We start from the raw sequence: 23027 nt of genomic DNA, 5'->3' as shown, positions 1-23027 counted from the left end.
TTTAAAGAATAAAAGTGAAAGAGAGATATTATAATGAATGTTACCAATGAAGTAAAAAATACATTTAATAATCCTTTTATTGCATTGAAGCATAAGAATTTTAGATATTATTGGATAGGTATGTGCATTTCCTTAATAGGAACTTGGATGCAGAATATAGCTCAACCATGGCTGGCATATACCTTAACAAATTCACCATTTTTATTAAGTTTGATTGGAATTGTCCAATTTACACCAATGTTGATATTTGCTTTATTTGCAGGTGTTTTTGTGGATAAATTTTCTAAAAAGAAAATTTTATTATTTACCCAATCAGCTTCACTTATAATTACTCTAATACTTGCAATATTAATATGGGTAGGGAAGATTGAATATTGGCATATTTTAATTATGTCCACAATTCTTGGCATAGTTAATACAATTGATATGCCTGCACGTCAGTCAATGGTCATAGAGCTGGTCGGAAAAGAAGATTTAATGAATGGAATTGCATTAAATTCTATGGTTTTTAATTTAGCTAGAATTATTGGACCAGCACTTGCGGGTATAGTAATGGGATATGCTGGAATTGCAGTTTGTTTTTTTGCAAATGCAATAAGCTTTGGAGCAGTTGTAATAAGCTTATTTTTTATTAAGTTAAAGCCAATAGAAAGAAAAACTAAAGTTGATACTAAATTATTAGAAGAAATAAAAGATGGACTTAAATACATATATCATAAGAAGATTCTTTTGTATACTTTATTAGTTATGGCAATAGTAGGTACTTTTGTTCCTAATTTTAATATTCTTGTTCCTGTATTTACAAAGGAAGTATTAAAACAAAATGAAGCAGGGTTTGGTATTCTAATGTCTTTTATGGGTGGAGGATCATTTTTAGGTGCAATGTTTATAGCTACCTTAAGTAAATCTGGACCAAAAAAATTTGTTGTTTATATTGTACCTTTAATAGTAGGAGTTTTATTAATTGCTACTGGGTATACCAATGTTTATTTATTAACTGGAATATTTCTTGGGATTACTGGATTTTTTTTTATTTCCTTTACTTCAAGTGCAAATTCAACTTTGCAGCTTAATTCTAATAATGAATATCGAGGCAGAGTTATGAGTGTATATACTTTGGTTTTTGCGGGATCTACACCTTTTGGAAATCTTTATGCTGGATTGTTCGCAGAGCATTTTAATGCAAGAATAGGATTTGCAGCTTGTGGTGGAATAATAATTTTGCTTATGATTCCATTATTGATATATAAAAGATATAGAAGTGATATTTAATAAATTAGATCAAAAGATGAATATATCAAAAATATATAGTTTTATATTTAGCAACAATTTTTTTTAACGTAGTGTTAAATTTATATGAAACAGTGTCTACATAAAAGAAGCTTTTAATATTACGAAATATATTGTTGAAGGCTTTTTACTGATTTTTCTTTTTTGTATGATGTTTAAACTGGTAAGTATAGTTAAAATGATCATTTGCATAAATAAAAATTCCAATATTAACAAATAAATATACAATAAATAGAAAAAATAAGATGAATTTGTCGAATCTATATACATATGTACAAAAATAGTATAATATTTTAATGTAAATATTAAAAATAGAAAATATAGGAGAGAAAAACTTATGTCAGAAAAAAATGATAAAAAGATTCTTTGGTACAGTTTAGCATTTATGGCGTTTTCAACAGTTTGGGGTTTTGGTAACGTTATTAATGGTTTTTCTGAATATAATGGCCTTAAGGCAATTGTATCTTGGATAATAATTTTTGCTATTTATTTTGTACCTTATGCTTTAATGGTTGGAGAACTAGGATCTGCATTTAAAGATTTTGGAGGGGGAGTTAGTTCATGGATTAATGAAACTATAAGCCCTAAAATTGCATATTATGCAGGATGGACATATTGGGTAGTTCATATGCCTTATATTTCACAAAAACCATCAGGTTTTATGATTGCAACAAGCTGGGCTATATTTCAAGATAAAAGGATCAGTAGCATGGATCCAAGATTATTACAATTATGTTGTTTAGTAATTTTTATAATTGGACTTTACATAGCATCAAAAGGATTAAATCCATTGAAAAAATTGGCAACACTTGCAGGAACATCTATGTTTGTAATGTCTATTTTATTTATTGTTTTAATGATAGCAGCACCTGCAATTACAGATGCACACTTAAATTCTATAGATTGGTCTTTGAAAACCTTTATGCCAACCTTTGATATGAAGTTTTTCACTAGCTTATCTATTTTAGTTTTTGCAGTTGGTGGCTGTGAAAAAATTTCACCATATGTTAATCAAATGAAGGATCCAGCAAAAGGATTTTCAAAAGGAATGATTACATTAGCAATTATGGTTGCTGTATGTGCTATCTTAGGTACTATTTCACTTGGAATGATGTTTAACTCAAATAATGTTCCTAAAGATTTAATGACTAATGGTGCATATTATGCTTTCCAAAAGTTAGGAGAATATTACAACTTAGGAAATTTCTTTGTGGTGATATATGCGATAACAAATATGATTGGTCAATTTGCTGTATTAATTATATCAATTGATGCACCTTTACGTATGTTACTAGATAGCGCAGATAAAAACTTTATACCTAAAAAAATGTTTGTAAAAAACAAGTTTGGAGCATATATTAATGGCCATAAACTTATATTAATAATAGTTTCAATATTAATAATTGTACCAGCCTTTGGTATTAAAGATGTAGATGCATTAGTTAAGTGGTTAGTAAAATTAAATGCAGTATGTATGCCTCTTCGTTATTTATGGGTGTTTGCGGCATATATTGCACTTAAAAAAGCAGGAGAAAAGTTTAAAGCTGAGTATCATTTTATAAAAAATAGAACAATTGGAATTATATTCGGTGCATGGTGTTTTGGATTTACTGCATTTGCATGCATTGGAGGAATGTATTCAACAGATACATTTCAATTAGTACTTAATATTATAACTCCATTTATATTGCTTGGTTTAGGTTTAATTATGCCATATTTTGCGAAAAAGAATAATGCACAAGAATAATTTATACAAAATATAAAAAAGGGATTTTAGCACTGAATAAATTTCAATGTTAAAATCCCTTTAATAATATATTGGTATAAATTATATAAAATAAATTTATTATTTTATAAGATTACTACATACCAGGCATAGTAGACATATCAGACATATTAGATATAAGTTCTGGATTTACCATACCAAATATCATTGCAATATGTGCAACAACTAAAAATCCACCAATAAGAATAAAGTGAAGTTTCATTTTTTCGTCAGTTGTCTTATTTTTGAAGATTATTCCAAGTTCCATTAGAGAAATAGGAAGTAAGAAGATAACACCAGATAAATAGAAGCCAACTGCTAATACATCTATTAGACCATGCCATCCACCTGTACTAGTTAATGGAATAACAGCTGTTGCGAACAAGTAAACAAAAATACCTGTAAAGTATAAACCATCAAAAACACCAATTATTTTATTAAAGGTTCTTAAAGTTCCACTTTTGCTTTTGTTAAATAGGATGAAAAACTCTGATATTGTAAGAGCTTCAGCACAAATAACTGGTATAGCCATAAAAATAATAAGATTCCAAGGTTGATTATCAGCAAGTAGCGACATGTAATGAGTCATATTCATAATTGATACCTCCATTAAATTTTCTAAGATCATCTTACAAAATTATTATGAAGATTTTATGAAGAGGATTAAAATTTCTATATAAAATATGAGATTCAAGAATAGGATGGATAAGTTAATTAAATAAAAATAATAGAAAGATAATTAGAATTATAGCAATAATTAATTTAAATTATAATAACCATATTTACAAAGAATAATTCGAAATATAAAATAAAACTTAGATGAAAAATTACATTGTGAAAATTAATAATGTAAATAAGAATTTTAACTTAAAATATTAAATAAATGGAGGAGATATTATGTTTACGAAAGAAGAACTTTTAGTAATTGAAGAGGCACTTAAAATCGCGGATGCAGAATATATAAGATTAATTGATGAAAATAAAAATAATAAAAACAGGATGGTTGCATTTAATAGAAAACAAAAGAAATTATGGTTGGTTCAAAATAAAACGAAGAAGCTTATGGAAGAAAAATAGAAAAATTATTTTATAGTTACTACTAAATAAATCTTATTTAGAAATGTAGACTTTTAATAAAGCTTACTTATATATAAAAATTATAAGGGGAGAAAATATTTATGTACAACTATCCATTGTATAGACCACCTAGTGAAGGAAATAGTCTTATAGTACAAGTGGCTTTGGGGTGTTCTCACAATAAATGCAGTTTTTGTAATATGTATAAATCTAAAAAATTTATAATAAAGTCTTTAGAAGACATTAAAAAGGATATAGATTATTTTAGGGAAAGATATAGTTATGTTCAAAAAGTATTTTTGGCTGATGGAGATGCTTTGATTATACAAACAAAAGATTTAATTGAAATATTAAGATATATAAAAAAGATATTCCCAGAATGTATTAGAGTTACACTTTATGGTTCTCCAAAATCTATATTGCTTAAAACGTCGCAGGAATTAGAAGAGCTTAAAGTTTTAGGTCTATCTATGATATATATGGGGGTCGAAAGTGGCGATGATGAAGTTTTAAATGAGATAAATAAAGGTGTTAATAGTGAAGAATTAGTTAAGGCAGCAAGAAAGGTTAAGAAATCTGGAATATTATTATCTGTAACTGTAATAGCTGGCATTGGTGGAAGAGAAAAAAGCAAAAATCATGCAGTTAGAACTGGTAAAATAATAAGCAGTATGCGTCCACATTATTTAGGTGTGCTAACTCTTATGATAGAAGAAGGAACTTCTATGCATAACAAAATTATAAATAAAGAATTTACGCTTTTAAATGACAAGGAAATTTTAGAAGAAATTAAAATATTAGTTGAAAGTATTAATGTCAGGGAACAAATAGTATTTAGGTGCAACCATGCATCAAATTATATTTCATTAAGGGGAAATTTTCCTAGAGATAAAGAGGTGCTCTTAAATCAGATTGATCATTATAAAGATACAAATAAATTAAAAAAAGAAGAGGCAAGAAGATTATAGATAATATACTAGTGATTGTTATTATTTATGGTTTATATATAAAGGCGATAATAATTTTATTCGCATTATTCCTTTTAAAGATCATGTTAATATTGAAGCGAAAGCGCTTATTTCTCATGAAGATGAATTGTTAGGATATAAGATAACACCTAAAGGCATGCTACAAATTTTTCATAATCAACAGGTTACGTATGAAGTGTTAAAAATAATATTTAAAGAAAGTTTGGAGGGAATTGCTATTTAAATACAAATGTATCTGACCTATGAGGTTGAGTATACAATTAGTTGTAATTATTAAAATAAAAACAAAAGCATTTAACAAAGAAATGTAGAGCCACCTAGATATGATAAGGTAGAGTCTGAAATAGATATTATCAAGAAGTTTATTGCCTATAAAATTGAAGCGGATAATCAAATTATAGGTGCATTATTATATTAATCCTATCTGATGTAGTGAATAATAAAAAAATAAAAAATAGAATTCACCATCTGAAAAGTTATATGTTGACTTATTTCAAATTTTATATAATTACAAATTCTATACAGAATAAATTTAATAATGTCATAGTAGAAATACGATATACTAACTGAGGATATTTCATAATTGAAATATCCTCAGTTAGTAAAACAAGAAAATTAGCAACTGAGTAAATATGAGATTCTCTTAGTTAATAAAAAATATTAAGTTTAAGTTATGAATTAAAAATGATTGTATTTTGCGCGGATTTATAAAGTATTAGATATAGATTCTATTGGTTGATATACATATAATTCACAATAATTATCTTTTGATATGGAACTATCTATATATTCGAATCTAAAGGTATCTGCAAATTTATAATCTGATCTTAAAATCCATTTTCTGTACAATTGAACCAATAATCGTCCCAAATGTCTTCCGTTAAGTTCGTCTGGTCGAAAAAAACCAACAAAACGAAATACAACATATTTATAAGCTGGTATGGAAATACATGACATTCCTTCTGGTATTTCGTTTAAGTCAGAAACTTCTGCACTTGGTATATAATATATAAATTCATTACTACTCCAATCTGTATATCCATAGTATACATTTGAATTTATAATATTGTTAATTTTATCTTTATGATTATAGAAGAAATCTCTGCCATATGAATTGGCACTTTTATCTCCAGATTTACTTAGTATTTTATACTTAACACCAATTAAGTTAAATTTTTGTTTAAAAACAAAATGGGGAGTGTACGTAATCGAATTCCCTAGAGAAAAAATATTATCAGCATTTATTTTTTCTGTAAGAACCAAACTTAAGGCTGCCTTGGCTGACTTTACTTTTAAAGGGGTAAAACCAAATTTCTTCTTGAAAGCTCTTATATAAGATTGTTCGTAATAAAAACCGTAATTTAAACCAATATCTATAATTCGCATGTTAGTATTTAAAAGTTCATTAAGACTGCTGGTTAATTTACGTGATTGAACATATTCCATAATGGACTCTCCTGTCAAGGATTTAAAAATTCTATGGAGATAATATTTTGATAATCCAGTATAAAGAGATATATCATCTAAAGAAATCCTATTAGAAAGATTTTTTTCAATATAAACTATAGTTGTAACTATAGTTTCTTTTAAGTCCTTCATAGTTTAACACCTTTTCCTATTAAATAGTTATTATATTAAAAAGCAATATTTGTTCATTTTAATAAATAATATCTATTAGAATTATATTTGAAGGAAACACTAATTCATTTGAAATCATTATATATAATGTAGCTATTAAAGTAAAGAAGATTAAATTTTTTTAAATTACATTATTTTTATTTAATTTAGGAGGTTTTTTGATGAAAAGAAGAGTAGTTATTACAGGAGTCGGAAGTGTATCATCTCTTGGGATTGGATCGTATAATCTTTGGAAATCAATAAGAGTCGGAAAATGTGGAATAAGCACAATTGAAAGTATTGATGTTTGTGATTTGCCTGTTAAGGTTGGAGCCGAAATAAAGGATTTTGATCCAAGTGATTTTATAGAGAAAAAAGAAATAAAAAGAACTGATAGATTTGCACAGTTTTCATTGGCAGCAGCTAAAATGGCAATTGAAGATTCAAAGCTTAATTTAGACAAAGTAAATAAAGAACGAATGGGGGTAATAATTGGAACTGGTGTTGGAGGCATTGAAACTATGTTAAATCAACATAGCGAATTTCTTGAAAAAGGTTATCGAAGAGTTAGTCCTTTTGTAGTTCCGATGATGATACCTAATATGGCAGCAGGGCTTGTAGCTATAAAGTATGGTGCTAGAGGGTTTAATGAATGTACTGTTACAGCTTGTGCATCGTCTACTAATTCTATAGGTAATTCATTTAAAGTAATACAAAGAAATGATGCAGATATAATGATAGCAGGGGGAGCAGAAGCGTGTATTAATGGGTTAACCTTAGCAGGCTTTTCTGCAAGTAAAGCAATGACCACCAATGATGATCCGAGTGTAGCATGCAGACCATTTGACTTAGAAAGGAATGGATTTGTATTAGGTGAAGTTGCAGGTATTCTTATACTTGAAGAACTTGAACATGCGTTAAATAGGGGAGCAGATATTATTGCTGAAATAGTTGGATATGGTTGCACAAATGATGCATACCATATGACTGCACCTGCTGAAGGTGGAGAAGGCGCAGCAAAATGTATGAAACTTGCAATTGAAGATGCAAAGATAAATGCTTTGGATATTGGATATATAAATGCACATGGAACTTCAACAAAAGCAAATGATAAAGGTGAAACTGCAGCAGTGAAAGCTGTATTTGATAAATATGCATATAAATTATCTATTAGTTCAACAAAATCAATGACAGGTCATTTATTAGGAGCCTCAGGAGCTATTGAAGCTATTATAACTTCATTTGCACTGAAAGAAGGTTTTTTACCTCCAACAATAAATTATAAAACTCCAGATCCAGAATGTGATCTTAATTATGTACCTAACATAGGAAAAGAGGCTGATTTTACTTATGCGTTAACAAATTCTTTTGGTTTTGGCGGGCATAATGCATCTTTGATTTTGAAGGCTTTATAAATAAAAAAGGAACGCTAAAACTTAAAAGTGATTTAGTATTCCTTTTTCATTCTTATAGGTATTATATTAAAATGTATATGTTACTTCTGATAAATGATCAGCTATATGCATTGCAAAATAATGATCATATTTATCTTTAGATAAATTACCAAACAAAAGATGTGGATATAACTCGTCATCATATTTAATAAATTTATCTATTATAGATATTAAATTTTCAATTGCAAGTTTTTCATCGCCGTTATCAGTAATTTCAGGAGAGCCTGGAACAAGAGCTGTTAAGTCATGTTTCATAAAACCTTGTTTTAGAAATTTATTGATGGCTATTTTACCAATAGTAAATTGTAGAATTTTAGGTTTCAATTCCGGATATCCTTTCATTGAATATTCTATTGTTTGGGTACAATGTACAAGAATTTTATACAAAGACCACCTTGAAGTTTTTATATTATTTGATTTTAAAAGTTCTAAAAGTTTAATTTTTGCTTCAGCAAGTGAAGAAAATTTATATTCCATTATAATCACCACCATAATAATTTATATTATAAAATGAATTATGTATATATTAACAAAAAATGGAACGATGCACAATGATTATTAGTAAGTAAAAAATAATATCAATATGTGTCAACAAAGTAAGAAAAAGATTGAATACTTTTAATTAAAAGCTTAAAATGGTATAATCGTGAATAAGAACCAGTTATATAGAAGATTATTTGCAAAAATTAAAAGGAGTGGTTGTTATGGAAAGAAGGCTTTGTTTATCTTCAACAGACAAAAAAATAGCTGGGGTATGTGGAGGCTTTGCTAACTATTTTGACCTTGATTCTACTTTAGTTAGAATTGGGTATGTAGCATTAGTTCTATTTGGAGGAACAGGAGTACTTTTATATATAATTTGTGCATTAGTGATGCCAGCAGAAGATACGTTATAATGGACTAAAGCAAATAGGCTTAGCATTTTAAGCTTATTTTTACAAGAAATAGTGCTAAAAATGGAGGATATAATATGGAAGAAATAAATAGTTTAATAAGTAAAAACCCATTACAGCTTACAACTAACACTATACTTTTAATGGCGGTGGCTATTATTGCTCTTTATATTTTAATAAAAGCAATAGGAAATATGATAAAAATAGCAGCTATGATAGGAGTTTGTTACTTTGTGTTAATGTCGCTTCAAAGTACAAATATTGTTAATATACCAATAATAAAACAAACTTATACTGTTATAGAAAAAGTAATTCCTTCAAAGGAATTGTGGACAGAAGCACTAGATAAAGTTGATAAAATAAATAAGGTTGTTAATGATTTGAATTAAGTTAATGGGAAAGAATATTGTTGATAAAGAGGCTGCATATACTTATTTACTGTATATTGTTTTAATATGGGCAATTAATTAGAACTTATAGAATATAATTATTTAAGAAAGTTAATTCATGAACTAGTTTTAATGCAGATTATTTTGGGAAGTATATATAATAAGAAAAACTAAACTTATATGTAAGTTTTATTGAATTTAACTAGGTATAAAAGGAGTGAAAGATATATGAAGACTTCAACTCATAGAATAGCTATTCCTTCAATTTTGGAAATTGGAAAAGGAAATATTAAAAATGTAGGAAATTTAATAAAGAAGGCTCTGTTTAAAAAAGTTTTAATATGCTTTGGCGAAGGTATAGAAGAATTATTTGGAGCTTCAATAAGGGAATCTTTAAAAGAGGTAAATATTGAAATTTCTAAGAGTGAAATTATTTCAAATATAAACTTTGAGGAAATTAGTTTAAAAGCGTTTGAAATATCAAATGATGTAGAAGCCTTAATTGGAGTAGGCGGAGGAAAAGCCATTGATGCAGTGAAATATATGAGCTTTTTGAAAAAACTACCTTTTATTAGCATTCCAACGTCAACATCTAATGATGGTTTTTCAAGTCAGGGGGCCTCACTTTTGGTTAATGGAAGACGCATGTCACTTTCTGCTAAAACACCATATGGCATAATTATTGATATTGATATAATTAAAGGTGCCCCTGAAAAATTTATATTTTCAGGAATTGGAGATTTAGTATCTAATATCACAGCTCTTTATGATTGGAAATTTGAAGAGGAAAATGGAAAAGTAATTATTGATGATTTTGCAACTATGATTTCCAAAAAAGCAGTTAACAGTTTTGTGCGAACTGAATTTAAATCTATTAAAGATGATTTGTTTTTAAAAGAATTAGTAGAATCATTAACTTTGAATGGTATATCTATGGAAATAGCAGGAGACAGCTCACCAGCTTCAGGGGCTGAACATTTGATTTCTCATGCTTTAGATAAATTTATTGAAACTCCACAGCTTCATGGGATACAAGTTGGAATAGCGACTTATATTATGTCTAAGGTACAAAACCATAGATTCGAAAGAATTTCAAAAGTATTAACAGAAACTGGATTTTTTGAATATGTTAAAACTTTAAAAATGAAAAAAGAAGATTTCAAGAAAGCTATAGATATGGCTCCATCAATAAAATCTAACAGATATACTTATATTCATGTTGAAGAGAACAGGATACTGGCCAAGAAAATTATTGATGAAGATGAAATTTTAAATAATGTATTAATATAAATACAAACAATAATAATTCGAATTAAGTTATATATTGACATAATTATCTATATGAAATATAATTTTTGGTGAAATAATAAAATATTAAGCGATGAATAGGATGAGTAAATTTATTATAGACATTTAGAGAGGAAGTGGCTGGTGAAAACTTCTTGCTAGATATTTTGAAGCTACCTAGGAGCTATAAATTACTAAGTGATGTATAAGCAGTTATACATAATTAGGGTGGTACCACGGAATTTCAGCTTTCGTCCCTTTGTTGATTAGGGAGAAAGCTTTTTTTGATGGTATATATAGAATTAAAATGAATTAAATTTGATATATGATATAATGGAGGAATAATTTATGAAATTTACAAAAACAAATGACTTAAGAGAAGCATATCTAAAATTTTTTGAAGGTAAAGAACATTTAAGATTAGAGAGTTATTCATTAGTTCCAAAGAATGATAAGAGTTTATTATTAATAAATGCTGGTATGGCTCCTTTAAAACCTTATTTTACAGGGTTACAAGAACCACCTAAGAGAAGAATCACAACTTGTCAAAAATGTGTTAGAACTGGTGATATTGAAAATGTAGGAGTTACAAGCAGACATTGTACTTTCTTCGAAATGCTTGGGAATTTCTCTTTTGGAGATTACTTTAAGAGAGAAATAATTCCATGGGCATGGGAATTTATAACCGAAGTTTTAGAAATGCCAAAGGAAAAATTATATGTAACAATATATTTAGATGATGATGAAGCTTATGAATTCTGGACTACTCTTACAGATGTAGATAAGAGTCATATATTTAGATTAGGAAAAGAAGATAATTTCTGGGAACATGGTGCAGGTCCTTGTGGTCCTTGCACAGAAATTCATTTTAGCAGAACTGATGAAGTTCCAACTAACTCAGAAGAATTTGTTAAACTCGCAGATCAAGATAAGATAATAGAGTTCTGGAATCTTGTATTTACTCAATTTGATGGAGATGGAAAAGGTAACTATGAAAAACTTGCCAGTACTAATATAGATACAGGAATGGGGCTTGAAAGACTTGCAGTTGTAATGCAAGAAAAAAGCAGTGTATTTGAAATTGATACTTTAGAAAATATATTAAATGAAGCTTCAAAACTTGCTAATATTAAATATGGAACTGGAAGTAAATCAGATACTTCTTTAAGAATAATAACTGATCATATCAGATCTATAACTTTCATGATTTCAGATGATGTAATGCCATCCAATGAAGGAAGAGGATATGTACTAAGAAGACTTCTTAGAAGAGCTGCAAGACATGGAAAGACTTTAGGTATTAAAGATGCATTTTTATGCAATTTATGTGATATTGTTATAAGAGATTCAGCAGAAGCATATCCAGAATTAAGTGTAAAAAAAGAATATATTAAAAAAGTAATTAAAATAGAAGAAGATAAATTTAGAGAAACTTTAGATTCAGGAATGGAAATATTAAATGGTTTCATAGATGAATTAAAGGAAAAGAACGTAACAATTCTTAGTGGTGCAGATGGATTTAAATTATATGATACGTTTGGATTCCCAATGGAATTAACAAAGGAAATATTAGAAGATGAAGGTTTATCCTTAGACGAAGGTGCTTTTCAAGAAGAAATGAAAGTTCAAAGAGAAAGAGCAAGAAGTGCAAGAAAAACTTCTAACTATATGGGAGCTGATGTTAAAACTTCAGATGCAATAGCTTCAGATATTGAAACTGTTTTTGATGGATATGATAATGATACTTTAAATGCAGAAGTTAAAGTGTTAATTGAAGGTGAAGATTTTGTAGAAACTATTACAGAAGGAAATAAAGCTGTTGTAGTTACAGATGTTACTCCTTTATATGCAGAAATGGGAGGACAAATAGGAGATACAGGTATCATATTTAATGACAGCTTCAAAGCTAAAGTTGTTGATACTAAGAAGAACATTGGTGGAAAGATAATTCACTTTATAGAAGTTTTATCTGGAGAACTTAAAGTTGGTGATAAGGTTACTTTAGAAGTAGATAAAGTTAGACGCGAAAATATTAAGAAAAATCATACTGCAACTCACCTTTTAGATAGAGCATTAGTTAAAGTTCTTGGGTCACATGTTCACCAAGCTGGATCATATGTAAGTCATGATAGACTTAGATTTGACTTTTCGCATTTTGAAGGGTTAACAGAAGAAGAAATATCAAAGATTGAAGATTTAGTAAATGAAGCGATAACTAGTGTAACCACAGTAGTTACAAAGGTTATGGATCTTCAAGAAGCTAAAAATACTGGTGCTATAGGTATATTTGATGATAAATATTCTGATAAAGTAAGAGTTGTAGTGGCTGGAGAATATTCTAAAGAATTATGTGGTGGAACACATATAGATAATACTGGAAAGATAGGATTATTTAAAATCATATCAGAAAGTGGAATTGCAGCAGGAACAAGAAGAATAGAAGCTGTAATCGGAAAAGAAGCATATAAGCTAGTAAATGAAAAGAAAGAATTAATAAAAGAAATTTCAAGTAAGCTTAAATGTTCTGAAAAAGAACTTTTAACTAAGCTTGATCAACAAGTAAAAGAATTAAAGGAAAAAGATAAAGAAATAGGAATTTTAAAGGCAAAATTTGCATCAATGGGAATAGATGACATTTTAGCATCTGTAAAGAACATCAAAGATATTAATGTAATTGCATATGAATTAAGAGATGTTGATAGTGATGCTTTAAGAGATGTTTGTGAAAAAGTAAGAGATAAGGTTGAAAATAGCATAGTGGTACTTATAAGCTCAAAAGATGGAAAAGTTATTATATGTGCTATGGCAACAAAAGAAGCAGTAGTTAAGGGAGCTCATTGTGGAAAATTAATAAAAGAAGTATCTTCTATACTTGGTGGTGGCGGTGGTGGTAGACCCGACATGGCTCAAGCCGGCGGAAAATCACCAGAAAAGATACAAGAAGCAATAGAAGCATCTTATAAAATAGTGGAAACTTTAGCAAAGTAGTATACTTTTTATAAAAAATAGGTTATAATCTAAATATAAATTATGCGAATATATTTAAAAAATTAAGTAAATAATAAATATGGATATCGTTTCCTTAGACAATGATTAAGGGGGGTGAGTTGCGTAAGCAACGTGCTATGAGTAATAATATTGAACATACAATGCAATTTGATTTAAGTAAGAATAAAGAAGCTCTTACAAAGACAATATTAACAGAGGTTTATAATTCTTTACAAGAAAAAGGATATAATCCTATAAATCAGTTAGTTGGATATTTGATTTCAGGAGACCCTACTTACATCACTAATTACAACGGAGCAAGAGCTTTAGTAAGAAAACTCGAAAGAGATGACATACTAGAAGAAGTTATAAAGTCTTATTTAGAGATAAAGTAGAGAGTGCCCGTTTATAACGGGCACTCTTATTTTTTAAGAGGTGCTGAAATTTGAGAATATTGGGATTAGATGTAGGTTCAAAAACTATAGGTGTCGCAGTAAGTGATCCACTGGGATATACAGCTCAAGGGATAACTACAATAAGAAGAACTAACAGAGGAAAAGACATAGAAGAAATCAAAAAAATTCGTGATGAATACAATGCAGAAGTTATAGTAATTGGACTTCCAAAGAATATGAATGGAACAATAGGTTCATCAGGAGAAATTATAATGGCTTTTGGGAAGTTAATAGAAGAAGAACTTAAAATTGAAATAAAATTTTGGGATGAGCGATTAACTACTGTTGCTGCGCATAAGGCAATGCTTGAAGCTGATTTATCAAGAAGCAAAAGGAAAAAAATAGTTGATAAAGTAGCGTCAACTTATATTCTTCAAGGATATTTGGATATGATTTCAAGATAAGATAATAATTATTGGATTTTATAAGTAGTTTTTATAAAATTTAAATATGCTTTAATCAATGAATATTTGAGAAAATAATAAGTCAACAAACTAATCTATTTTGTGTTAACAAGGAAGTATTTACGTGTGCACTTGATTAATAAGTAATCACACAAAATTATAAATTTCACTGTGTTAAAGTTTGAGAACACAAATGTAAAGTGCTCGTAGAGAAAGTTCGAAGAATTAAATGTAAAATTTTGTTTTTTATTTTGGGAGCATCACTTTTGTTTTTCAGTTTATACCAGCATGTGGGCTAATTGTGAACTATGACATAAATATACTTACTTATTTCACATTTAATATATATGCATTATGGCTTGTTATTTTCTTTCATACGCTTAAATAAAAAATAAAAGAAAGAAAGGATATGTTTATGGATAAGGATGCAAAATACGTATATATACCAGATGAAAATGGAAATGATGTTAAGTTTGAGGTTATTATATACTTTGAAATAGAAAAATTAAAAGGACAATATATTGTTGCAACACCTGCTTTTGAAGAAAGTGATGAAGCATATGCATTTAAAATCTTTAAGGATGAGGATGGAAGCGAAATATTCATTGCATTAGAAGATGAAGATGAAGAATTTGAAATGGTATTAGAAACTTATGAAACTCTTATGGATGAAGATGGCTTAGATGAATAACAGTCTGTAATGGCTATTTTTAGTGGATTTTATTTTAAAATAAAGAAAGATAATTTACATTAATTATAAATTTAATATGAAAAGTGAGGTGTTATGTATGGATAAATCGAATTTGGTTGATATGAATGCCTTGAAAGAAGAATTGAAAAAAAAAGGTTATAAATTAACTCCACAGAGAAGATCCATAGTGGACACGATTATTGAAAATGAAGGTCAACATCTAACAGCAGAAGAAATATATGATAAAGTAAAAAAAGACTGCCCAGAAATTGGATTAGCAACAGTATATAGAACTATTCTTGTATTGGAAGAATTAGGAGTTATATCTAGGCTTGATTTAAATGATGGGTGTAGCAGATATGAAATAGTACATTCTAATGAAGCACATCGACATCATCATCTTGTTTGCAATATCTGTAGTAGTGTTTCAGAAGTTCAGGATGATTTATTAGAAGAACTTGAAGCGAGTATTGAAAAGAAATATAAGTTTAAAATTTTAGATCATAGTTTAAAATTTTATGGAATATGTGATGATTGTCAAAAAAAACTTAATGATGAATAAAAGGTGTCTTTATAAAGAAAGAGCCTTTGTTTATAAATGATACTAGAAAAAGGAGGGGAAATATGAAAAATGAAAGAGCGAAAATAAAAATAATTCCTCTTGGCGGCATAAATGAAATTGGAAAAAACATAACAGCTATTGAATATAAGGAAGATATTATAGTAATAGACTGTGGATTAAAATTTCCAGATGACGATATGTTTGGAATAGATATTGTAATACCTGATATTTCATATCTAATTAAAAATGCCGAAAAGATTAAGGGAATATTTTTAACTCACGGACATGAAGACCATATAGGGGCACTACCATATATATTGAAACAATTAAATGTTCCAGTTTATGGTACTAAGCTTACTATTGGTATAGTTGAGACGAAATTAAAAGAACATGGGTTGTTAGCATCAACAGAATTGATGAGAGTAAAACCAAAAGATATTATTAAATTAGAGAGCGTTTCGGTAGAATTTATAAAGACAAACCATTCTATTGCAGATTCCGTTGCAATTGCTATTCATACACCACTTGGAGTAGTGCTGCATACAGGAGATTTTAAAATTGATTATACACCAATTGATGGGGAAATGATGGATTTTGGAAGATTAGCGGAATTAGGTAGAAAAGGAGTTTTAGTAATGATGGCAGATTCAACTAATGTTGAAAGAGCTGGATATACTATGACAGAAAGAGTTGTTGGAGAAACCTTCTTAAGGCTGTTTGGTAAAGCTAAAGGAAGAATAATAGTTGCTACATTTGCATCTAACATTCATAGAATTCAACAAATTATTACAGCAGCACAGGCGTATGATAAAAAAGTAGCTGTATCTGGACGTAGTATGGAAAATATTGTTCAAGTAGCAGCAGAACTTGGATATCTTAATTTTGAAAATGAGGTACTTATACCAGTAGATCAGATTTCAAAATATCCCAATGAAAAGGTTGTAATAATAACAACTGGAAGTCAAGGAGAACCAATGTCTGCACTTGCAAGAATGGCGACTTCAGAACATAGGAAGATTAATGTTGTGCCTGGAGATACTGTTATTATTTCGGCAACACCAATTCCTGGAAATGAAAAATTGGTTTCAAAAGTAGTTAATCAACTGTTTAAAAAGGGTGCAGAAGTGATATATGATTCTATTGAAAAGATTCATGTTTCAGGGCATGCATGTCAAGAAGAATTAAAATTAATGCAAGCACTGGTTAAACCAAGGTTTTTTATACCAGTTCATGGTGAGTATAGACATTTGAAAAAGCATGGTGAATTAGCAGTGGAACTTGGTCTGCCAGAAAAAAATTTAATTATACCTGAAAATGGAGATATAATTGAAATTGCAAGAAATTACATTAAAAAAAGTGGTACAGCTGTGGCTGGGCAAGTTTTTGTTGATGGACTTGGTGTTGGAGATGTAGGAAATATAGTTTTGAGAGATAGAAAACATCTATCGCAAGATGGTATTTTAACAATTGTAGTTACAATAGAGAAGCAATCTGGCAGAGTTGTATCTGGTCCGGATATAATTTCAAGAGGTTTTGTATATGTAAGAGAATCAGAAGGTCTTATGGATGAAGCAAGAGATATTGTTAAGGCAGTACTTAGAGATTGCGAAGAAAGACAAATCACTGATTGGGCAACATTAAAGTCTAAAATGAGGGATGAACTTAGAGAATTCCTTTATGAAAAGACTAAGAGAAAACCTATGATATTACCAATAATTATGGAGTTTTAAAATATTTGAAGCAAAATTGACGTTTGAATCAGAAAATGGATTTTAATAATTTTTGAAATATTAAAATTTATAATATAAGTTTTAATGGGGTTGACTTTTTTTGATGGAAAGAGTAAAATTTAAGATAGTTGTGTAGGAAATTGGATACTTTAAGTATCCAATTTTCTTTTTGGAAAAAACAGTTATAGGTTTACATTAATCTATGGGTGAAGTTATTAAGTTTATGTAGTAAGAAATATGCTTTTCTAAAATAGAATTTAATAAGAAATTATTTACAATATATACTTAAATTTTTACTTATTTATATACATAACTAAAGACAAACTACTAAAAAGAAAAATTCGCAGTTTAATGCTGTTTGGAGGAATAAAAGAATGGAATTAACAAAAAGAGAAGATATAAGAAATATTGCTATTATTGCCCACGTTGATCATGGGAAGACTACTTTAGTAGATGCTTTATTTAAACAAAGTCATGTATTTAGAAGTAATGAAAAAGTAGAAGAAAGAGTAATGGATTCAAATGATTTAGAAAAAGAAAGAGGAATTACAATTCTTTCAAAAAACACTGCAGTAATCCATGATGGTATAAAAATTAACATAGTAGATACTCCAGGACATGCTGATTTCGGTGGAGAAGTTGAACGTGTACTTAAGATGGTTGATTCGGTTTTACTTGTTGTTGACTCTTATGAAGGGCCAATGCCACAAACTAAATTCGTTTTAAAGAAATCATTGGAATTAGGATTAAAACCAATAGTTGTAGTTAATAAGATAGATAAACCAGATGCAAGACCTGTAGAAGTTATTGATGAAGTTTTTGACTTATTTGTAGAACTTGGTGCCAATGATGAACAATTAGATTTCCAAATTATTTATGCATCAGCTAGAGAAGGTTTTGCAAGATATAATGTAGAAGATACAAATATTGATATGCAACCTATATTTGAGACAATAATAAAATATGTTGCACCACCAGAAGGTTATATGGATGAACCACTTCAAATGTTAGTTAGTACATTAGATACAAATGAATATGTTGGGAAAATTGCAATAGGTAAGATTCATAGAGGTAAAGTAAAAAGAAATCAATCAGTTACTTTATTAAAAACTGATGGATCAAGTGCTAATTATAAAATAACTAGCTTATTCACATACAATGGATTAAAGAGAGAAGAAACAGAAGAAGCTGGAATGGGAGATATAGTTGCAGTAAGTGGTGTTCTTGATGCTAATATAGGTGAAACTATAGCCGATTCATCAGCACCAGAAGCATTACCATTTCTTGAAATAGATGAGCCAACATTAAACATGAACTTCATGGTTAATGATTCACCATTTGCAGGTCAAGAAGGTGATTTTGTAACATCAAGACATTTAAGAGATAGATTAATGAAAGAACTTGAAACAAATGTAAGTTTAAGAGTAAGAGAAATTACTCCAGATTGCTTTGAAGTTGCAGGAAGAGGAGAGCTTCATCTTTCAGTTCTTATTGAAACAATGAGAAGAGAAGGATATGAATTCCAAGTTTCAAAAGCTAATGTTATATTTAGAGAAGAAAATGGTCATAAAGAAGAACCAATTGAATATTTAACAATTGATGTTCCAGAAGAATTTATGGGACCTGTTATGGAAAAGTTAGGGCCTAGAAAAGCTGAAATGGTTAATATGACATCAGCAGTAAATGGATATACAAGATTAGAATTTACAGTTCCAGCTAGAGGTCTTATTGGATTTAGAAATGAATTCATGACTGATACAAAGGGGAATGGAATTATGAATCACGTATTCCATTCATATGAAAAATACAAAGGTGAAATTCCAGGAAGAAGCAGAGGATCAATAGTTTCATTTGAGGCGGGAGATTCAATAGCGTATGGATTATATAATGCTCAAGAAAGAGGACAATTATTCATAGGTGCTGGTGTTCCAGTTTATGGTGGTATGATTGTTGGAGTTTCTGCAAGAGCAGAAGATCTTGAAATTAATATATGCAAAATGAAGAAACTTACTAATACAAGATCATCAGGTGCTGATGATGCGCTAAAATTAACTCCACCAATTGAAATGTCACTTGAACAATGTTTAGAGTTTATAAATAGCGATGAATTAGTGGAAGTTACACCAAAAAATATAAGAATGAGAAAAAGAATATTAGATAGTGCTGAAAGAAGAAGAATGATTAGCAGAAGTAAAAAATAGTTGAAATAAAAACATTTTAGATATTAAATAAAATAAATATAAATAAAAGTAAATAGTCTGTATTGGATTATTTACTTTTATTTATATCTAGGAGAACGTTTATGAACCAATATAAGCGCTTTAAAAGAATAATATTAACAGCTGTATTATTTATATTTGTTATAATATTGGCTTTCGAGATTTCTTATAATAGAGCAATAGAGAAGCCGTTGAAATCTGGTGAGAATACAATTTTGATTGAAGTAAAACAAGGTGAAGGTTTTTATGATATATTAAATAAATTAGATAAGGAAGATAAGCTTTTCAATAAACTTTTGCTCAAAGTAAATCTGGCCATAGATAAAAGAAGTATAAAATTAAGAGAAGGCGTATATGAAATAGATGCTAATTCAACCTTAGATAATTTAATAAGTTCTTTAGAAAATCAATCTGGTGATAAAGCTTTAGTAAAACTAACAATCCCAGAAGGATATTCAATAGAAGAAATAGCAAATGCTGTAGAAGAAAAAGAGCTTTGTTCAGAAAAAGAATTTTTAGAAGCAATTAAAAATTATGAATTACCTAAATATATTGGTGACAATAAGAAAAAAAGATATAATTTAGAAGGGTTTTTGTATCCAGATACATATTTTATAAAAAAGGGTTCAGATGCAAATTATATAATTAAGATAATGCTAAATAGGTTTGAACAAATATTAGATCAAGTGAAAGATGAATCCAAAGTTGATTTAAAAGATGAAGATGTGGAAAAAATAATTACTATAGCTTCGATGATAGAAAAAGAGGCTAAAGTTCAAAAAGATAGACCATTAATTTCATCAGTTATTTATAATAGGTTAGAGAAAAATATGAAGCTTCAAATAGATGCAGCAGTAATTTATGCTTTAGGGTATCATGTAGATGTAGTACTGAATAAGCATTTAGAAATAAATTCACCATATAATATTTATAAGTATGAAGGTCTGCCTATAGGTCCTATAGCTAACCCTGGAACTGATAGTATTAAAGCAGCATTACTTCCAGAAAAGACAGATTACTTATATTATATTTTACAAGCAGATAGTTCTCACTATTTTACCAATAATTATGATGACTTTTTAAATAAGAAAAAAGAATTAGGATATTAATCTGCTATTTTGTATTAAATTGAAAGGATAATTGTTAGAATTAACAAAATAGATAATATTAGAATTATGGAGGAAATTCATGAGCGAGATTACATATGATTATATGGAAGAATATATTAGAAGCTTAATTAATGATAGAGAAGGAATTTTAAAGGAAATAGAAGATTTTGCAAGAGGAAATGGCGTTCCTATTGTTCAAAAGGAAACTGGTGTGTTTCTTGAATTTATGACTAGCATGAAGAAGCCTAAAAGAATATTAGAGCTTGGAACAGCAGTAGGTTTTTCATCAATATTAATGTATCAAGCGTCTGGAACAGAACCAGAGATTATAACAATAGAACGCGATGAAAAAATGATAGAACTAGCTACTTTGAATTTAAATAAGTTTAATTTAAGCCATAAAATAAAGATTGAGCAAGGGGATTGTTTAGAAGTACTAGAAAAGTTAAATGAACCATTTGATTTAATTTTCATGGATGCAGGAAAAGGGCATTACAACCATTTCTTGCCTCACTGTTTAAGATTACTTAAGGAGGAGGGGATAATAGTAGCTGATAATGTTCTATTTAGAGGAATGGTGGCATCAGAAGAATTAGTTAAAAGAAGAAAAATAACAATAGTAAAAAGAATGAGAACTTATTTGGAATTAGTTACTCAAGATAAAAACTTAATTACATCTGTCATACCTATGGGAGATGGAATTGCAGTTACTAAGAGGAGGTAAATAAAAATGATAAGACCAGAAGTTTTAGCACCAGCAGGAAATTTAGATAAACTTAAAATAGCAATAGATTTTGGTGCAGATGCAGTATATCTTGGAGGAAGTAAGCTTAATTTAAGAGCATTTGCTGATAATTTTACAAATAAACAATTAAAAGAGGGGGTAGAATATGCTCATGCTAGGAATAGAAAAGTTTATGTAACAATGAATGTATTCCCTCACAATGTAGATTTAAATGGTGTTGAGGATTATATAAGAGAGTTATGTGACACAGGAGTTGATGCAATAATAGCCTCAGATCCAGCAATAATTGCAACAGCTAGAGAAGTTGCGCCAAACTTAGAAATTCATTTAAGTACTCAAGCTAATAATGTTAACTGGAGATCAGCTAAGTTTTGGTATGACCAAGGTGTTAAAAGAATAGTTATGGCTAGAGAATTAAGTTTAACTGAAATTAAAGAAATGAGAGATAATTTACCAGAAGAATGTGAAATTGAAGCGTTTGTTCATGGGTCAATGTGTATAAGTTATTCAGGGAGATGCCTGCTTTCTAATTATATGACTGGAAGAGATGCCAATAGAGGTGCTTGTGCTCAAGCATGTAGATATAATTACCATTTAGTCGAAGAAAAAAGACCTAATGATTATTATCCTATATATGAAGATGAAAAAGGAACATACATAATGAATTCAAAGGATTTATGTATGATTGAACATATAGAAGATGTTATTAATGCTGGAGTATATTCTTTAAAAATTGAAGGTAGAATGAAGAGTTTATATTATGTGGCAGCAGTTGTAAAATCATATAGACAGGCTGTAGATGCATATATGAAAGATCCTGAAAATTATAAATTTGATCCTAAATGGATGGAAAATTTAAATAGAGTAAGTCATAGGCAATATCATACAGGTTTTTATTATGGAGAAAATGGTGAGCAGGTTTATGAAGATTCAGCATATATAAGACAGGCCGATATAATTGGAATTGTAAGAGAATATAATGAAGAAACAAAGATAGCTACTATTGAACAAAAAAATAAAGTGCTAAATGAAGATATGGTAGAAGTTTTAAGACCAGAAGGAGATAATTTTGAAATAATTCTACATGATATGACAGAAAGCAATGGAACTCCAATAGAATCAGCGGCTAGAGCACAAATGATGTATAAAGTTAGAGTTGATCTACCATTAAGACCAAAGGATTTATTGATTAAAAACAAAGAATAATTTCATTGTTTTTATAGATTAAAAAAATATATATATAAGTTCTAATAAAGTTTCTACATCTTAATACATAGCCTGTCTATTGTTCGTGTAGGAACTTTATTTATTGTTTCAATGAAATTTTGTACAGCAACTCTAATACCAACCAAACTTTTAAAGA

At 28.8% G+C, this 23027-nt stretch carries 21 protein-coding genes and 1 other annotated feature; of the genes, 18 read left to right on the top strand and 3 right to left on the bottom strand.

The genetic code is table 11. The features are described 5' to 3' along the window. Nucleotides 1-33: 33 nt before the first annotated feature. Both CLPUN_RS05260 and CLPUN_RS05255 read left to right on the top strand, forming a co-directional pair. Nucleotides 34-1272 (top strand): MFS transporter, encoded by a 1239-nt coding sequence (locus tag CLPUN_RS05260; protein WP_077846280.1) that lies wholly within the window; start codon nucleotides 34-36, stop codon nucleotides 1270-1272. Nucleotides 1273-1627: 355 nt separating this feature from the next. Continuing rightward, nucleotides 1628-3037 (top strand): amino acid permease, encoded by a 1410-nt coding sequence (locus CLPUN_RS05255; RefSeq protein ID WP_077846279.1) that lies wholly within the window; start codon nucleotides 1628-1630, stop codon nucleotides 3035-3037. A gap of 115 nt (nucleotides 3038-3152) precedes the next feature. On the opposite strand, the gene CLPUN_RS05250 is transcribed toward CLPUN_RS05255, so the two are convergent. Next, nucleotides 3153-3650, bottom strand: a complete 498-nt coding sequence (locus CLPUN_RS05250; protein ID WP_077846278.1) for a DUF6803 family protein — start codon at nucleotides 3648-3650, stop codon at nucleotides 3153-3155. Between the two features lie 302 nt (nucleotides 3651-3952). Here CLPUN_RS05250 and CLPUN_RS05245 point away from each other — a divergent pair, with 302 nt between their 5' ends. Continuing rightward, a complete protein-coding gene (locus tag CLPUN_RS05245) occupies nucleotides 3953-4132 on the top strand; it encodes a hypothetical protein (protein WP_077846277.1) in 180 nt (59 codons plus the stop codon). A gap of 101 nt (nucleotides 4133-4233) precedes the next feature. After that, nucleotides 4234-5100 carry a radical SAM protein gene (locus tag CLPUN_RS05240; protein ID WP_077846276.1) on the top strand — a complete coding sequence of 289 codons (867 nt, stop codon included), beginning with the start codon at nucleotides 4234-4236 and terminating at the stop codon, nucleotides 5098-5100. Nucleotides 5101-5826: 726 nt separating this feature from the next. Here the strand turns inward: CLPUN_RS05240 and CLPUN_RS05235 are convergent. Continuing rightward, nucleotides 5827-6720, bottom strand: coding sequence for an AraC family transcriptional regulator (locus CLPUN_RS05235; RefSeq protein WP_077846275.1), 894 nt, complete (start codon nucleotides 6718-6720; stop codon nucleotides 5827-5829). A gap of 200 nt (nucleotides 6721-6920) precedes the next feature. Between CLPUN_RS05235 and fabF the strand changes: the two genes are divergently transcribed. Then, nucleotides 6921-8153, top strand: coding sequence for a beta-ketoacyl-ACP synthase II (fabF, locus tag CLPUN_RS05230; protein WP_077846274.1), 1233 nt, complete (start codon nucleotides 6921-6923; stop codon nucleotides 8151-8153). Between the two features lie 66 nt (nucleotides 8154-8219). Here the strand turns inward: fabF and CLPUN_RS05225 are convergent, their stop codons facing one another. Further along, entirely contained in the window at nucleotides 8220-8669 is a 450-nt protein-coding gene (locus tag CLPUN_RS05225) for a DUF1569 domain-containing protein (RefSeq protein WP_158078708.1), read from the bottom strand. A gap of 227 nt (nucleotides 8670-8896) precedes the next feature. Here CLPUN_RS05225 and CLPUN_RS05220 point away from each other — a divergent pair, with 227 nt between their 5' ends. The 13 genes from CLPUN_RS05220 (at nucleotide 8897) to CLPUN_RS05160 (ending at nucleotide 22870) form a co-directional block, all read left to right on the top strand. Next, nucleotides 8897-9088: a PspC domain-containing protein gene (locus CLPUN_RS05220; RefSeq protein WP_077846272.1), complete on the top strand. Its 192-nt coding sequence runs from the start codon at nucleotides 8897-8899 to the stop codon at nucleotides 9086-9088. A gap of 74 nt (nucleotides 9089-9162) precedes the next feature. Continuing rightward, entirely contained in the window at nucleotides 9163-9474 is a 312-nt protein-coding gene (locus CLPUN_RS05215) for a hypothetical protein (protein WP_077846271.1), read from the top strand. A gap of 228 nt (nucleotides 9475-9702) precedes the next feature. Beyond that, nucleotides 9703-10764 (top strand): iron-containing alcohol dehydrogenase family protein, encoded by a 1062-nt coding sequence (locus CLPUN_RS05210; protein WP_077846270.1) that lies wholly within the window; start codon nucleotides 9703-9705, stop codon nucleotides 10762-10764. A gap of 82 nt (nucleotides 10765-10846) precedes the next feature. Then, nucleotides 10847-11023: a binding site (T-box leader), on the top strand. Nucleotides 11024-11109: 86 nt separating this feature from the next. After that, complete coding sequence (gene alaS / locus CLPUN_RS05205; RefSeq protein ID WP_077846269.1) at nucleotides 11110-13749, top strand: alanine--tRNA ligase; 2640 nt, start codon at nucleotides 11110-11112, stop codon at nucleotides 13747-13749. A 137-nt stretch (nucleotides 13750-13886) separates the two neighbouring features. Further along, nucleotides 13887-14144 (top strand): IreB family regulatory phosphoprotein, encoded by a 258-nt coding sequence (locus tag CLPUN_RS05200; RefSeq protein ID WP_008424959.1) that lies wholly within the window; start codon nucleotides 13887-13889, stop codon nucleotides 14142-14144. A 50-nt stretch (nucleotides 14145-14194) separates the two neighbouring features. Beyond that, nucleotides 14195-14608 carry a Holliday junction resolvase RuvX gene (gene ruvX / locus CLPUN_RS05195; protein ID WP_077846268.1) on the top strand — a complete coding sequence of 138 codons (414 nt, stop codon included), beginning with the start codon at nucleotides 14195-14197 and terminating at the stop codon, nucleotides 14606-14608. Nucleotides 14609-15023: 415 nt separating this feature from the next. After that, complete coding sequence (locus tag CLPUN_RS05190) at nucleotides 15024-15299, top strand: DUF1292 domain-containing protein (RefSeq protein ID WP_077846267.1); 276 nt, start codon at nucleotides 15024-15026, stop codon at nucleotides 15297-15299. A gap of 97 nt (nucleotides 15300-15396) precedes the next feature. Beyond that, complete coding sequence (locus tag CLPUN_RS05185; protein WP_077846266.1) at nucleotides 15397-15861, top strand: Fur family transcriptional regulator; 465 nt, start codon at nucleotides 15397-15399, stop codon at nucleotides 15859-15861. A gap of 62 nt (nucleotides 15862-15923) precedes the next feature. Continuing rightward, nucleotides 15924-17591 (top strand): ribonuclease J, encoded by a 1668-nt coding sequence (locus CLPUN_RS05180; RefSeq protein WP_077846265.1) that lies wholly within the window; start codon nucleotides 15924-15926, stop codon nucleotides 17589-17591. A gap of 374 nt (nucleotides 17592-17965) precedes the next feature. Then, a complete protein-coding gene (gene typA, locus CLPUN_RS05175) occupies nucleotides 17966-19792 on the top strand; it encodes a translational GTPase TypA (RefSeq protein ID WP_077846264.1) in 1827 nt (608 codons plus the stop codon). Nucleotides 19793-19893: 101 nt separating this feature from the next. Then, the gene (gene mltG / locus CLPUN_RS05170; protein ID WP_077846263.1) at nucleotides 19894-20919 is read left to right on the top strand and encodes an endolytic transglycosylase MltG; all 1026 of its coding nucleotides are present in this window, start codon (nucleotides 19894-19896) and stop codon (nucleotides 20917-20919) included. A 79-nt stretch (nucleotides 20920-20998) separates the two neighbouring features. Beyond that, nucleotides 20999-21643 (top strand): O-methyltransferase, encoded by a 645-nt coding sequence (locus CLPUN_RS05165; protein ID WP_077846262.1) that lies wholly within the window; start codon nucleotides 20999-21001, stop codon nucleotides 21641-21643. A 6-nt stretch (nucleotides 21644-21649) separates the two neighbouring features. Beyond that, complete coding sequence (locus CLPUN_RS05160) at nucleotides 21650-22870, top strand: peptidase U32 family protein (protein WP_077846261.1); 1221 nt, start codon at nucleotides 21650-21652, stop codon at nucleotides 22868-22870. The last annotated feature ends 157 nt before the right edge of the window (nucleotides 22871-23027 follow it).

The sequence above is a fragment of the Clostridium puniceum genome, from assembly GCF_002006345.1.
Classification (GTDB): Bacteria; Bacillota; Clostridia; order Clostridiales; family Clostridiaceae; genus Clostridium; species Clostridium puniceum.
Note: the sequence above shows the minus strand (reverse complement) of the source record. Positions and strands in the feature narration are given on the sequence as shown.